General features: G+C 66.0%; 15 protein-coding genes. 13 read left to right on the top strand and 2 right to left on the bottom strand.

Annotation, left to right across the window (positions count from 1 at the left end):
* Window positions 1-96: 96 nt before the first annotated feature.
* From rpsN to VH567_RS03405, 12 genes are all read left to right on the top strand, one after another.
* Window positions 97-402, top strand: coding sequence for a 30S ribosomal protein S14 (gene rpsN, locus VH567_RS03460; protein ID WP_056015537.1), 306 nt, complete (start codon window positions 97-99; stop codon window positions 400-402).
* A 10-nt stretch (window positions 403-412) separates the two neighbouring features.
* Window positions 413-808, top strand: a complete 396-nt coding sequence (gene rpsH, locus VH567_RS03455) for a 30S ribosomal protein S8 (protein WP_031393751.1) — start codon at window positions 413-415, stop codon at window positions 806-808.
* Window positions 808-1,341: a 50S ribosomal protein L6 gene (rplF, locus tag VH567_RS03450; protein ID WP_056047628.1), complete on the top strand. Its 534-nt coding sequence runs from the start codon at window positions 808-810 to the stop codon at window positions 1,339-1,341. The genes rpsH and rplF overlap by 1 nt, the downstream gene beginning before the upstream one ends.
* Window positions 1,341-1,697 carry a 50S ribosomal protein L18 gene (gene rplR, locus VH567_RS03445; protein WP_031393749.1) on the top strand — a complete coding sequence of 119 codons (357 nt, stop codon included), beginning with the start codon at window positions 1,341-1,343 and terminating at the stop codon, window positions 1,695-1,697. The genes rplF and rplR overlap by 1 nt, the downstream gene beginning before the upstream one ends.
* A 3-nt stretch (window positions 1,698-1,700) precedes the next feature.
* Window positions 1,701-2,492, top strand: a complete 792-nt coding sequence (rpsE, locus tag VH567_RS03440; protein WP_132898059.1) for a 30S ribosomal protein S5 — start codon at window positions 1,701-1,703, stop codon at window positions 2,490-2,492.
* A gap of 6 nt (window positions 2,493-2,498) precedes the next feature.
* On the top strand, window positions 2,499-2,675 hold the full coding sequence (gene rpmD, locus VH567_RS03435; RefSeq protein WP_055872633.1) for a 50S ribosomal protein L30: 177 nt from the start codon (window positions 2,499-2,501) through the stop codon (window positions 2,673-2,675).
* A gap of 107 nt (window positions 2,676-2,782) precedes the next feature.
* The gene (rplO, locus tag VH567_RS03430; protein WP_248522399.1) at window positions 2,783-3,325 is read left to right on the top strand and encodes a 50S ribosomal protein L15; all 543 of its coding nucleotides are present in this window, start codon (window positions 2,783-2,785) and stop codon (window positions 3,323-3,325) included.
* A gap of 402 nt (window positions 3,326-3,727) precedes the next feature.
* Window positions 3,728-5,092 (top strand): preprotein translocase subunit SecY, encoded by a 1,365-nt coding sequence (gene secY / locus VH567_RS03425; RefSeq protein WP_055872627.1) that lies wholly within the window; start codon window positions 3,728-3,730, stop codon window positions 5,090-5,092.
* Between the two features lie 52 nt (window positions 5,093-5,144).
* The gene (locus VH567_RS03420; protein WP_423323179.1) at window positions 5,145-5,792 is read left to right on the top strand and encodes an adenylate kinase; all 648 of its coding nucleotides are present in this window, start codon (window positions 5,145-5,147) and stop codon (window positions 5,790-5,792) included.
* 574 nt (window positions 5,793-6,366) lie between these two features.
* Window positions 6,367-7,059: a response regulator transcription factor gene (locus VH567_RS03415; protein ID WP_353468787.1), complete on the top strand. Its 693-nt coding sequence runs from the start codon at window positions 6,367-6,369 to the stop codon at window positions 7,057-7,059.
* Window positions 7,060-7,065: 6 nt separating this feature from the next.
* A complete protein-coding gene (locus VH567_RS03410) occupies window positions 7,066-8,415 on the top strand; it encodes an ATP-binding protein (RefSeq protein ID WP_423323177.1) in 1,350 nt (449 codons plus the stop codon).
* A 78-nt stretch (window positions 8,416-8,493) separates the two neighbouring features.
* Window positions 8,494-9,753 (top strand): MFS transporter, encoded by a 1,260-nt coding sequence (locus VH567_RS03405; RefSeq protein ID WP_423323175.1) that lies wholly within the window; start codon window positions 8,494-8,496, stop codon window positions 9,751-9,753.
* A gap of 59 nt (window positions 9,754-9,812) precedes the next feature.
* Here the strand turns inward: VH567_RS03405 and rsmD are convergent, their stop codons facing one another.
* Both rsmD and VH567_RS03395 read right to left on the bottom strand, forming a co-directional pair.
* Window positions 9,813-10,349 (bottom strand): 16S rRNA (guanine(966)-N(2))-methyltransferase RsmD, encoded by a 537-nt coding sequence (rsmD, locus tag VH567_RS03400; protein ID WP_423323173.1) that lies wholly within the window; start codon window positions 10,347-10,349, stop codon window positions 9,813-9,815.
* Window positions 10,349-11,923, bottom strand: a complete 1,575-nt coding sequence (locus tag VH567_RS03395) for a pseudouridine synthase (RefSeq protein ID WP_423323171.1) — start codon at window positions 11,921-11,923, stop codon at window positions 10,349-10,351. Before VH567_RS03395 ends, rsmD begins: the two co-directional genes overlap by 1 nt.
* Window positions 11,924-12,043: 120 nt before the next feature.
* Between VH567_RS03395 and VH567_RS03390 the strand changes: the two genes are divergently transcribed.
* A complete protein-coding gene (locus VH567_RS03390; protein WP_423323169.1) occupies window positions 12,044-12,475 on the top strand; it encodes a response regulator in 432 nt (143 codons plus the stop codon).
* Window positions 12,476-12,547: the final 72 nt, after the last annotated feature.

Raw genomic sequence — 12,547 nt, 5'->3', positions numbered from 1 at the left:
CCCGAAAACTGGAGGCGCGGTCCTGCTGGGCTGCCCCTCACCCCGACCCTCTCCCCGGAGAGGCGAGGGGGCAGAAGAAAGAAAGAACTTAAGTCGATGGCGAAACTGAGTTCAGTCAACAAGAACGAGCGCCGCAAGCGCATGGTCAAGCAGTATGCCCCGAAGTACGCGGCACTGAAGGCGATCGCAGCGGACAAGACGCTCGACGATGGTGAGCGTCTGATCGCTCGCCTCAAGATGGCGGCACTGCCGCGCAACGCGAACCCGACCCGCATCCGTAACCGGTGCGAGCTGACCGGTCGCCCGCGCGCTTATTACCGCAAGTTCCGGCTCTGCCGTATTCAGCTGCGCGATCTGGCCAACAAGGGCCTCATCCCCGGCGTCACGAAGTCGAGCTGGTAAGGACTAAATCATGGCAGTGACCGATCCCCTGGGTGATTTGCTCACCCGTATCCGTAATGGCCAGCGCGCGAAGAAGGACTCCGTCCTGACGCCGGCGTCGAAGCTGCGCGTCCGCGTGCTCGACGTTCTGCAGCGCGAAGGCTATATCCGTGGCTATAGCGAAGAGCAGATGGGCCCCGCGGCCGGCCTTCGCATCGAGCTGAAGTATTTCGAGGGCCAGCCTGCGATCAAGCATGTCGCGCGCGTCTCGAAGCCCGGCCGTCGCGTCTATTCCGGCTCGCAGGAACTCCCGCGCGTTCGTAACGGCCTCGGCATCACCATCGTCTCGACGCCCCGCGGCGTGCTTTCGGATTCCGAAGCGCGTGAGCAGAACGTCGGCGGCGAAGTCCTCGCGGAGGTGTTCTGATGAGCCGCATTGGTAAGAAGCCGGTCACCGTACCGGCGGGCATCACGCCGACCATCGAGAACAAGCAGCTGACCATGAAGGGCCCCAAGGGTACCCTCAAGATGCCGCTTCGCGACGAGATCAGCTACACGATCGAAGACGGCGGCATTTCGGTGCAGCCGGCCAACGACACCAAGCGCGCGCGCGCGTTCTGGGGCATGCAGCGGACCATGGTGCAGAACCTGGTCACCGGCGTGTCGGAAGGCTTCACCAAGAAGCTGTTGATCACCGGCGTCGGCTATCGTGCCGCAGCGCAGGGTCGCAACCTCAAGCTGCAGCTCGGCTACAGCCATGACGTCAACATCGACGTGCCGGAGGGGATCGAAGTCAAGACCCCCGACAACACGACGATCGAGATCTCGGGTTCGGACAAGCAGATGGTCGGTCAGCTGGCCGCGGAAATTCGTCAGTGGCGCAAGCCCGAGCCTTACAAGGGCAAGGGTATCAAGTACGACGGCGAGTTCATCTTCCGCAAGGAAGGGAAGAAGAAGTAATGACCAAGGGACTTTCTCTTTTCGCCAAGCGGCGTCGCCGCAACCGTACCGCGCTCCGCGCACGTGCAGGCACCCGTCCGCGGTTGTCGGTGCATCGCTCGGGCAAGCACATCTATGCCCAGGTGATCGACGATGCCGCCGGCACGACGGTCGCATCGGCCTCGACGCTGGAGAAGGACGTGCGCGGCACGTCCGGCGCCAACATCGACGCGGCGACTTCGGTCGGCAAGCGCGTCGCCGAGGCTGCCAAGGCAGCGGGCGTGACCCAGGTCGTGTTCGATCGCGGCGGCTTCCTCTACCACGGTCGCGTGAAGGCTCTTGCCGATGCCGCGCGCGAAGCCGGATTGGAGTTCTAAGACATGGCTGACGAAAACAACACGCCGGCAGTAATCGCTCCCGAGACGACCGCACAGGACGTCACGGCTCAGAACGTCCCGCAGAGCACTGGCTACCAGGGCAACAACGGTGGCGGTCGCGGTCGCGGCGGTCCCGGTGGCGGCGGTGGTGGTCGTGGTGGCCCCGGTGGCAACCGCAGCGGTGGCCCAGGCGGCAACCGCGGTGGTCGCGACGGTGGTCGCGGTCGCGACAATCGTGGCGGTCGTCCGGGTGCGGACGATGGCGGCGAAGAGCTGATCGAGAAGCTGGTGCACATCAACCGCGTCTCGAAGACGGTCAAGGGCGGTAAGCGCTTCGGCTTCGCAGCGCTGGTCGTCGTCGGCGACGGCAAGGGTCGTGCAGGCTTCGGTCATGGCAAGGCACGCGAAGTGCCGGAAGCCATCTCGAAGGCGACGGCTGCTGCCAAGAAGAAGATGGTTCGCGTTCCGTTGAAGGACGGTCGCACGCTGCATCATGACGGCAACGGTCACTTCGGTGCCGGCAAGGTCACGCTGCGGTCGGCACCTCAGGGTACGGGCATCATCGCCGGTGGCCCGATGCGCGCCGTCTTCGAATCGCTGGGCGTTGCGGACGTTGTGACCAAGTCGGTCGGCACGTCGAACCCCTACAACATGATCCGCGCCACGTTCGAGGCCCTTGGTGAGCAGACCTCGCCCAAGGCCGTCGCACAGCGTCGCGGCAAGAAGATCGCCGACCTGCTCGGCCATGGTGGTTCGAAGACCGCCGAGGCCGATGCAGCTGCGATCACGGAGTAAGCGATCATGGCAACCATCAAGATCACGCAGACCGGTTCGCCGATCCGCCGCGAGAAGGACCAGCGCGCAACGCTGATCGGTCTCGGCCTGAACAAGATGCACAAGACCCGCGAGCTGGAAGACAGCCCAGAGGTCCGCGGCATGATCCGCAAGGTGCAGCACATGGTGTCGGTCGAAGGCTGAGCCTTCACGATCCACGTGACAAATATGGGGAAGGGGGCTAACGGCCCCCTTTCTTATTACAGATTCTATTCAACCAGCGCGTAACAAGCGAAAGCGAGTGCATTACCATGAAGCTCAACGAACTCCGCGATAACCAGGGTGCCCGTAAGTCCAAGATGCGCGTCGGACGCGGCATTGGCTCGGGCAAGGGCAAGACCGCAGGCCGCGGCCAGAAGGGCCAGAAGAGCCGCGAGGGCGTGTCCATCGCCGGCTTCGAAGGCGGCCAGATGCCGCTGCACATGCGTCTGCCTAAGCGTGGCTTCAACAACATCTTCCGCAAGGACTTCGCCGAGGTTAACCTTGGCGCAATCCAGCTCGCGGTCGATGCCGGCAAGATCGAGGCTAACGCCACGCTCGACCACGACGCGCTCAAGGCCGCGGGCCTGGCACGCGGCGGCAAGGACGGCGTCCGCCTCCTCGCCAAGGGCGAGCTGACCACGGTCCTCTCGTTCACCGTCGACGGCGCGTCGAAGGGCGCGATCGAGGCGGTCGAGAAGATCGGCGGCAAGGTCGAAGTGATCCACTTCGTCCCTGCAGCCGAGAAGGCTGCCGCCAAGAAGGGCGTGAAGTACAAGGAGCGTGCGGCGCACAAGGCGTCGTTCAAGGCCTGACCTTGATGGGGGAGGGGGCGCCGAGTGCGCTCCCTCCCTTTTCGTTTGTGCTGAGTGAGAATTGCGCAAGCCGCTCGCCTGTGCTGGATGATCCGGCTCAAGCAAGCGGTCCTTCGATACGCCGCTTCGACAGGCTCAGCGGCTACTCAGGACGAGCGGAAGTGGTCAAGCGCCCCCGTAAACGCCCCTTGTAACCTCCCGTTCGTCCTGAGTAGGGGCTGAGCGAAGCCGAAGACCCGTATCGAAGGGTACGCCGCTTCGACAAGCTCAGCGTCTACTCAGGACGAACGGAGTGGCACTTAGGCCACCTAGCCATTAGACAAGCGCGCCCGTGCGCCTATATGAGCGGCGGGGGCGGTCACAACGCATCCCGCCTTCTTTGTTTCCAGGACGATCACACGCATGGCATCCGCAGCCGACCAGATGGCGCAAAGCATCAGCCTTTCGAAATTCGCGAAGGCGACCGACCTCAAGAAGCGGTTGTGGTTCACGATCGGTGCGCTGATCATTTTCCGCCTGCTCAGCTATGTCCCGCTGCCGGGTGTCGACCCGACCGCGCTCGGCTTGCTCTCGCAGCAGACGCAGGGCGGCGTGCTCGATTTCTTCAACACCTTCTCGGGTGGCTCGCTCAGCCGCATGTCGCTGATCGCGCTCGGCGTGATGCCCTACATCACCGCCTCGATCGTGGTGCAGCTCGCGACCTCGCTGTCGCCGACGCTCGCTGCCATCAAGAAGGACGGCGAATCGGGCCGCAAGCGCCTCAACCAGTACACGCGCTACGGCACCGTCGGCCTGACCGCGGTGCAGGGCTATTTCATCGCCGTCGGCCTTGAGACGCTCGGCGCCGCACAGGGCATCCAGGCGGTCATCGAGCCCGGCATGATGTTCCGCGTCGCGGCCGTCATCTCGCTGATCGGCGGTACGATGTTCCTGATGTGGCTCGGCGAGCAGATCACCAGCCGCGGCATCGGCAACGGCGTCTCGCTGATCATCATGGCCGGCATCGTCGCGCATCTGCCCGTCACGCTCGTTAATTTGCTCGAAGGCGGCCGCTCGGGCTCGCTCGATCCGATCAAGCTGATCGGCATCGTCGTCGCGGTGGTCGTGCTGATCCTGTTCATCTGCTTCATGGAGCGCGCCCAGCGCCGCATCCTGATCCAGTATCCCAAGCGCCAGACGCAGCGCGGCATGCAGGCCGATCGCAGCCATCTGCCGCTGAAGATCAACACCGCCGGCGTCATCCCGCCGATCTTCGCGTCGTCGCTGTTGCTGATGCCGCTGACGATCTCGCAGTTCGCCGGGCAGCGCGTCGCTGGTGAGTCGAAGTGGGGTGACTTCATCATCACCCTGAACCAGTATCTGCAGCACGGCAGCCCTGTGTACATGCTGCTGTACGGCGCCGGCATCATCTTCTTCTCGTTCTTCTACACCGCGGTCGTCTTCAACCCCGAGGAAACCGCCGACAATCTGAAGCGCAATGGCGGGTTCATCCCCGGCATCCGCCCCGGCAAGAACACCGAGAATTACTTCGATTACGTGCTGACGCGCATCACCGTGATCGGTGCAGCGTATCTGACGATCATCTGCCTGTTGCCCGAATATCTGGTGACCGCGTTGCAGATCCCGTTCTACCTCGGTGGCACCAGCCTGCTGATCGTCGTCAACGTGACGATGGACACGGTGACGCAGATCCAGTCGCATTTGCTGGCACACCAGTATGGCGACCTGATCAAGAAGGCGAAGCTCAAGGGCAATCGACTTCGCTAAGCCGCGCGTCTAACGCGGTAAAAATCCTGCACGAACGAGGGGAGTGCGTTTCGTGAATATCATCCTTCTTGGTCCGCCCGGCGCGGGCAAGGGCACGCAAGCCGCCACGCTCGTCAGCGAGCGCGGCATGGTGCAGCTTTCGACCGGCGACATGCTGCGCGCAGCGGTCGCCGCCGGAACGCCGGTCGGCCTTCAGGCGAAGTCGGTGATGGAATCGGGCGGTCTCGTCTCGGACGAGATCGTGTCGGGCATCATCGGCGAACGTCTCGACCAGCCGGACACCGCGAATGGCGTCATCTTCGACGGCTATCCGCGCACGGCCGCGCAGGCGGAAGCGCTCGACGGTCTGCTTGCCGATCGCGGTCGTACGCTCGATTACGTGATCGAGTTGGGCGTCGACGAAGCCGCGCTGATCGACCGCGTCGTCGGCCGCTACACCTGCGCCAAGTGCGGCACGGGGTATCACGATCGCTACAAGAAGCCGGTCGTGGCAGGCGTCTGCGACGTCTGCGGCTCGACCGAGTTCAAGCGCCGGCCCGACGACAACGCCGAGACGGTCCACAACCGCATGGCCGAATACCGCGCGAAGACCGCCCCGATCCTTCCGATCTACGACTCCCAGGGGCTGGTCCACCGCGTCGACGGCATGGCGGACATTGCGCATGTCGGCGCGGCGATCGCCGCGATCCTCGACAAGTAATAGGCGTAAGTAGGCGTGTTCCCCCGCGAAGGCGGGGGCCCAGGCTGGGCCTTCGCCTTCGCGGGGGAACACGGCACCGGGCGTCACGATCTTACGTCTCCCTCTCTTACGCTTTTCTCCCCCCACTCCGTCATCCCGGCGAACGCCGGGACCCATGGTTGCGGAGTTGGTGGTGGTTGCAAGCTAACGCATGGTCCGCCGTATCCGTGGGTCCCGGCGTTCGCCGGGATAACGAGAAGGGGCCGGGACGTATCGCCGGAGCGCTTTGCTGGCCTGATCCCACAACGCGGGGCAATACCGCCTTCGCCTCGCCTTCGCGTTGCTCTCGCCGCGACCCGCATAAAAACACCCACCAACATGACGAAATTGTCACCCCTCGGTCATCGCCCTGACCCCCGCCCGATCCTAGAACCAACCCGTGGCCAGCAACGGCCGTACGCGTTTCCAGAGATCGGTGCCCGTCACTCCCGGGGGTACCGTGGGGGCCGGTGGGAAGACTTCTTTCCGCCGGCCTTTCCGTTTATGAGGGCAGGAGATAGTGACTGATTTCAGAGGCAGGGAAGGTGATAGCGCGTTGAGCCGCAAGATTCTGATCGTCGAGGATGACGCCTCGACATCCGCCTATCTTGCCAAAGGTCTGGCCGAGGCCGGCCACGCGATCGAGGCTTGTGCAGACGGTCGCGACGGCCTGTTCCTCGCCAGCGAAGGCATCTTTGACCTCATCATCGCAGACCGCATGCTGCCCGGCCTCGATGGCCTGTCGATGGTCAGCGCGATTCGCGCCGCGGGCATCGCCACCCCCGTCCTGATCCTGTCCGCACTCGCCGCCGTCGACGACCGCGTCGATGGCCTGAAGGCCGGTGCCGACGATTACCTCTGCAAGCCGTTCTCGTTCGCCGAACTCTCCGCCCGGATCGAGGCGATGCTCCGCCGCTCCGACCGCGCCGCGACCGAGCCGCAGAAGACCAAGCTCTCTGTCGGTGACCTCGAGATCGACCTGCTCGCCCGCGCCGTGTCGCGCGCCGGCCGCTCGATCCCACTCGGCGCCCGCGAATTCAACCTGCTCGAATTCTTGGCACGCCACGCCGGACAGGTCGTCACGCGGACGATGATGCTCGAGAAGATTTGGAATTATCATTTCGACCCGGGCTCGAACGTAGTCGACGTCCATATCGGTCGTCTCCGTCGCAAGCTCGAGGATGGCTTCCCGACGCCGATCCTGCACACGGTGCGCGGGGCAGGATACCGGCTCGCCGTCGAAGGCTGATTCGGGATGGTGATCCGCCTTTCGGTAACGGCGCGGATCGCCCTCCTGTCGATCGCGCTGGCGCTGGTGTCCAACCTCGCGCTGGTCGGCTTCGTCTGGAAGACTACCAGTGCCGACGCGATCGATGCGATACGCCGAGAGACTACCGAACAATCCGAGGCCTTGCGCGCGGTGTGGCGAAGCGGTGGACTGACCGCGGTTCGTCAGGCGATCGATAGCGCGGTCGTTCCCGGCGACGTCTCGTTGGTGCTGGCGGTGATCGATCCCAAGGGCCGCGCGGTCGTCGGCATCTCGCCCGCGCGTCTCGCCGTGCCGCTCCGCATCACGCAGTTCCGGATCGCGCGGCTCGGCTCCGATGAACTCTGGTCCGCGCGAGAGACCGGTTACGCGCTTCACCCGCTGGGCGATTACTGGCTGCTCACCGGTCGTAACCTGGATTTGATTGCGGCGGAGGAGCGTGCGATTGAACGTGCGCTTGCGGTGGCGGTTTTCCTGTCGCTGGCGCTCGGCGTGATCGGCGGGCTGGTGCTCACGCGCTACGTCAGTCGCCGGCTCGATGGTATCGCCAAGGCGATCGAGGCGGCGGGCGAGGGCGACCTTTCTCGGCGCGTCGATATGATCGCGGGCGGCGGAGACGCGTTCGACCGCCTAGCCGCGCGGCTCAATGTCATGCTTGGCAAGCTCGAAGGCGTGATGGCCGAGCTGCGGATCGTCACCGACAGCCTGGCGCACGATCTTCGCTCTCCGCTGGCTCGGCTGCGCACCAAGACCGAGCAGGCGGTGTTGATTGCCGATCCGGACGCGCGCGAGGCGGCGCTCGGCGGTCTGCTGGTCGAGACCGACCTGGTCATGCGGATGCTGACGATGGTGATCGAGATCAGCCGCTCGGGCTCGGTCTCGCGCGACCGTTTCATCGAGGTGTCGCCCGCCGATCTTCTGGAGGAAATCGGCGAGCTCTATGCGCCGGTCGCAGAGGATGCCGGGCTCGTGTTCACAATCGCGATCGACGACCGTCCACCGCCGATGAAGCTCCACCGCGAGCTCATCAGCCAAGCGATCACCAATCTGATCGACAACGCGCTCCGGCACGGTGCGGGGGGCGGCGAGGTCACGCTGCGGATCGTCCACCGCACCGACGGCGTCGCGATCCAGGTCGAGGACCGTGGCCCGGGCATCGCCGCCGCCGACCGCGCGCAGGCGCTGAAACGTTTCGGCCGCCTCGACAGCGCACGCTCCACGCCGGGCGCCGGCCTCGGCATGGCGCTGATCGAAGCAGTCGCGCGGCTGCATGACGGCCATTTCGAACTCGCCGACAATGCGCCGGGGCTTGTCGCCCGGATTGTCCTTCCAGCGTAGGTTAATCTTCCCCCGCCAGGGGAGGACCGGTTGCGGCAATCGGTTGACCGGAACGGCCTCCGCGGCGATGCCGTGACCATGACGACTTTAGCCTCCAACCGCCGCATCCTCGCCGCCAGCCTGGTCGGCACCGCGGTCGAGTTCTACGACTTCTACATCTATGCGACCGCCGCGGCGCTCGTGTTCGGACCGTTGTTCTTCGCCGGGCAGTCGGACTCGGCGCAGTTGCTGCTGAGCTATGCGACGTTCGGCCTCGCGTTCGTCGCGCGGCCGGTCGGGGCGATCGTGTTCGGACATTTCGGCGACCGGGTCGGGCGCAAGTCGACGCTGGTCGCGTCGCTGTTGCTGATGGGTGGATCGACCGTCGGGATTGCGTTCCTGCCGACCTATGCGCAGGTCGGCTGGATCGCGCCCGCGTTGCTTTGCCTGATGCGGCTGGGGCAGGGGCTCGGGCTGGGTGGCGAATGGGGCGGGGCGGCGTTGCTCGCGGTCGAGAATGCGCCGCCGCATCGCAAGAACACCTGGGGCATGTTCCCGCCGCTCGGCGCTCCGGTCGGCTTCCTCGCCGCGAACGGGCTGTTCCTGCTGATCGGCCTGGTGCTGGACGACGCGCAGTTCGTCGCGTGGGGCTGGCGGATCCCGTTCCTGCTGAGCGCTATCCTTGTCGGGCTCGGGCTGTGGGTGCGGTTGAAGCTGACCGAAACGCCGGCGTTCCTCGAAGCCGAGGCGACGGAGGCGCTGCCCAAGGTGCCGATCGCGACGTTGCTGACGAAGCACCTCCGCGCGACGCTAGCCGGCACGTTCGGCGTCATCGCATGCTTTGCGCTGTTCTACCTCGCGACCGCATTCGCGCTTGGCTACGGCACCAAGACGCTCGGCTATTCGCGCGAGGCGTTCCTCGCGGTCGAACTGGTCGCGATCTGGTTTCTCGCAGGGGGCGTGATCGTGGCGAGCGTGCTGGCCGACCGGCATTCCGCCGCGCGAATGCTGGCGATCGGGTTTGCCGGGTGCATTGGGGTCGGCGCGCTGATGGGGCCGATGCTGGGCTCGGGATCACTCTTCACGGTGTGGCTGTGGCTGTCGGGCGCGCTGTTCGTGATGGGGTTTGCCTATGGGCCGCTCGGCGGATGGCTGCCGAGCCTGTTCCCGGCGGGGGTGCGCTACACCGGCGTGTCGATGACGTTCAATCTTGGCGGCGTGCTCGGCGGTGCGCTCGCGCCGATCGTGGCGGAGGCGCTGGCGCCACATGGCCTATGGCTGGTCGGCGGATATCTGATGGCGGCGGGGGTGTTGAGTCTCGGCGGGCTACTGATTCTGGGCCGCACCCCGCAGAACTAGTATGTTCTCCCGCGAAGGCGGGAGCCCAGTCTGGGCTCCCGCCTTCGCGGGAGAACACTTCAGGCGGGACGGAGCAGCGTCAGCCGCGCCTTGCCGTGCACGCGCGTGGCGTCGACCTCGAAGCCGGCCAGTTCGACGACTTCGGCCTTGGCCGTTTCGAGGCTGATCCACGTCGCCGGCCCGACCCAACCCAGCCGCGACAGCTTGTCGAGCGCGACCAGTCCGGCACCGGTGGCGTAGGGCGGGTCCATCAGGATCACGTCGAGCGGCGCTGGTGCCGGCCCGAGCGCCATTACCGAGGTGGCGCGGACATCGCCGCGGATCTCCAGCTTGGCGAGGTTGGCCTTCAGCGCATCGACCGCCAGCTTGTCCGATTCGACGAACATGCACGTCGCCGCGCCGCGCGAGAGTGCCTCGATCCCGAGCGCGCCCGAGCCGGCGAACAGGTCGGCGACCGCCAACCCGTCGAAGCTGCCAACGCGGCTCGTCAGCATCGAGAACAACGTCTCGCGCATCCGGTCTGCGGTCGGGCGGGTGGTGTCACCCTTGGGTGCGGCGATCTGACGGCCGCGATACTGCCCTGCGATGATACGCATCAGCGCTTCCCTCCACGTGGTGCACGGGGCGGATGACCGCGCCCTCCCGACGGACCCTTGCCGGGCGCCGCAGGACGAGTCCCCCGCTCAGGCCGTGCCGGCGCATCGCGCACCGGCCGTGGCTCTGCACCCGGACGCCCGGAAGCACTGCGCGCGGCGCGTTTGTCGAGCGAACTGCGGCCGCGCGAATCATCGGCCTGCGGACGGAAGCCACGTTGCGGCTCCTGACGCTGTGGGGTTTCCGCGCGACGTGGCGTCACGGTGCCACCGGCGCCGACTCGCGACGGGGCTGCGCGATCCCGTGGCGGCTTGGCGGCGCGGAAATGCTTGATCTTCGGGCTGGTGCTCAGTTCCTCGCCGCGATCCGCCCGTTCCTGGCGGACATAGGGCTTGGACATTTCGCCACTCGTCGGCCGGGCGTGATGCGTGCCCGACGGCCGAGCGGCATTGCGCGCATCCGGCCGCGCCCAAGGATCGTTGACGTCGCCGCGCTGCATCGCCGCAGTCGGACGGATCCGCTCGGGCCGTGCAGGCCGTGACGGACGATCGGTCGGCACGGTGCCGCTGGAGAACCCCGAGCTTGCCGGCGCCGTGTACGGGCTCCGGACGGGCGCCCGTGCACCGCCAGCGGCAGGCCGCGCACCCGTAGCAGGTCGTGCCGTTGCGGCAGGTCGCGGTGCATTGCTGCCCCGCTGGCTGGACCGCGCACCGATCCCGGCTCCCGCGCCGGCACTCGCGCTGATCCCGATGTTGGCGCGCGCGCCCGGACCCTCGGGTCGTCCCTTCGCCAGTTCCTTCTGGAACGCGACGACGTCGTGCTGCAGCACTTCGCCGATCTGCCCGGGCGGCAGGTCGCCGAGCACGAACGGGCCGTAGCGCGTCCGGATCAGGCGCGAGACCTGTAGCCCGAGATGCTCCAGAACGCGGCGGACTTCGCGGTTCTTGCCCTCGGTCAGGATCATCTCGATCCACACGTTCGCACCGGTGCGACGCTCGATATTCGCGTTGATCGAGCCGTAGCGCACGCCCTCGATCTCGATCCCCTCGATCAGTTCCTCGAGCTGCGGCTGCGTGATGTTACCATAAGCGCGCGCGCGATAGGCACGCTCGACACCCGTCGCGGGCAGTTCGAGCTGACGCTTGAGCCCACCGTCGGTGGTCATCAGCAACAGCCCCTCGGTGTTGAGATCGAGCCGACCGACCGGCACCAGCCGTGGCAGGTCCTGCGGCAGGCGATCGTAGATCGTCGTGCGTCCCGCGGGGTCGCGCTCGGTGACGAGCAAGCCGGTCGGCTTGTGATACAGGAACAGCCGCGCCGCGCTCGGCGCCTCGACCGGATCGCCGTCGACCGTCACGCCGTTGAGATTGCGCAGGATGGTCGCGGGCGTGTCGAGCGTGGAGCCGTTGAGCGCGACTCGCCCCTCGGCGATCATCCGCTCGATATCGCGGCGCGAGGCGATCCCGGCGCGGGCGAGCAGCTTGGCGATACGGTCGCCTTTTACCGGTGTTGCAGGAGTTGCAGGCGCGTCGGGCGACGGGCTGGCAGTCGGGTTATCGTCTTTTGAAGTCGTCATGGCGCGGCTGATACTATGGATCGGCCGCCAGCGCGAAAATATTTGCGTCCGTTCGTGCTGCGGTGCGTTAACACCCGCAAGCGTAACGACCTTTCGCGCGCGTCCGGGGGCCTTTCTGCAATGTTGTTCGGGAAGAAGAAGCGGCAGATCGTCCGGCTCCTCGTCGTCGAGGACGAGCCGCTGGTGGCATTCGATACCGAATATTTCCTGGCCGAGGCGGATTTTACGATCGTCGCGACGATCGACCGGGTCGCCGAAGCGCTGCCGATCCTGGCGAGCGACGTGGTGATCGACCTGGTGCTGGTCGACGTGAACCTCGCGGACGGCTCCGGCATCGACGTCGCGCGCGCGGCGCATGCCAAGGGCGTACCGGTGATGTTCGTGACCGGAAGCTGCCCGGTCGAGGCGACCACGCTCGCCGCCGGTTGCATGGCCAAGCCCTATGCCCCCCGCGACCTGATCGCTGCGATCGAGGCGATCGAGGCGATGATCGGCGGCAAGAAGCCCAAGCGCGTGCCGTCGGGGTTCACGTTGTTCGAGGCAAAAGCCTGACGTTTGCCGCCTTCCATCGCCTGACGGGTAGCGCGGTCGCGATTTCCCGTTAGGGTCCGCGCAAGCGAGTGG

It is taken from the genome of Sphingomonas sp. 4RDLI-65 (assembly GCF_049472435.1).
Lineage (GTDB): Bacteria > Pseudomonadota > Alphaproteobacteria > Sphingomonadales > Sphingomonadaceae > Sphingomonas.
The sequence above is the reverse complement of the archived record's forward strand: the minus strand, read 5'-3'. Positions and strand labels throughout refer to the sequence as shown.

Bases quoted from the DNA above. Each gene is read 5' to 3' on its own strand.
- VH567_RS03405 (WP_423323175.1), top strand. From the start codon at position 8,494: ATGACGACTTTAGCCTCCAACCGCCGCATCCTCGCCGCCAGCCTGGTC.
- rplF (WP_056047628.1), top strand. From the start codon at position 808: ATGAGCCGCATTGGTAAGAAGCCGGTCACCGTACCGGCGGGCATCACG.
- VH567_RS03395 (WP_423323171.1), bottom strand. From the start codon at position 11,923: ATGACGACTTCAAAAGACGATAACCCGACTGCCAGCCCGTCGCCCGAC.
- VH567_RS03390 (WP_423323169.1), top strand. From the start codon at position 12,044: ATGTTGTTCGGGAAGAAGAAGCGGCAGATCGTCCGGCTCCTCGTCGTC.
- rpmD (WP_055872633.1), top strand. From the start codon at position 2,499: ATGGCAACCATCAAGATCACGCAGACCGGTTCGCCGATCCGCCGCGAG.
- rplR (WP_031393749.1), top strand. From the start codon at position 1,341: ATGACCAAGGGACTTTCTCTTTTCGCCAAGCGGCGTCGCCGCAACCGT.
- rsmD (WP_423323173.1), bottom strand. From the start codon at position 10,349: ATGCGTATCATCGCAGGGCAGTATCGCGGCCGTCAGATCGCCGCACCC.
- rpsN (WP_056015537.1), top strand. From the start codon at position 97: ATGGCGAAACTGAGTTCAGTCAACAAGAACGAGCGCCGCAAGCGCATG.
- rplO (WP_248522399.1), top strand. From the start codon at position 2,783: ATGAAGCTCAACGAACTCCGCGATAACCAGGGTGCCCGTAAGTCCAAG.
- secY (WP_055872627.1), top strand. From the start codon at position 3,728: ATGGCATCCGCAGCCGACCAGATGGCGCAAAGCATCAGCCTTTCGAAA.
- rpsH (WP_031393751.1), top strand. From the start codon at position 413: ATGGCAGTGACCGATCCCCTGGGTGATTTGCTCACCCGTATCCGTAAT.
- rpsE (WP_132898059.1), top strand. From the start codon at position 1,701: ATGGCTGACGAAAACAACACGCCGGCAGTAATCGCTCCCGAGACGACC.
- VH567_RS03410 (WP_423323177.1), top strand. From the start codon at position 7,066: ATGGTGATCCGCCTTTCGGTAACGGCGCGGATCGCCCTCCTGTCGATC.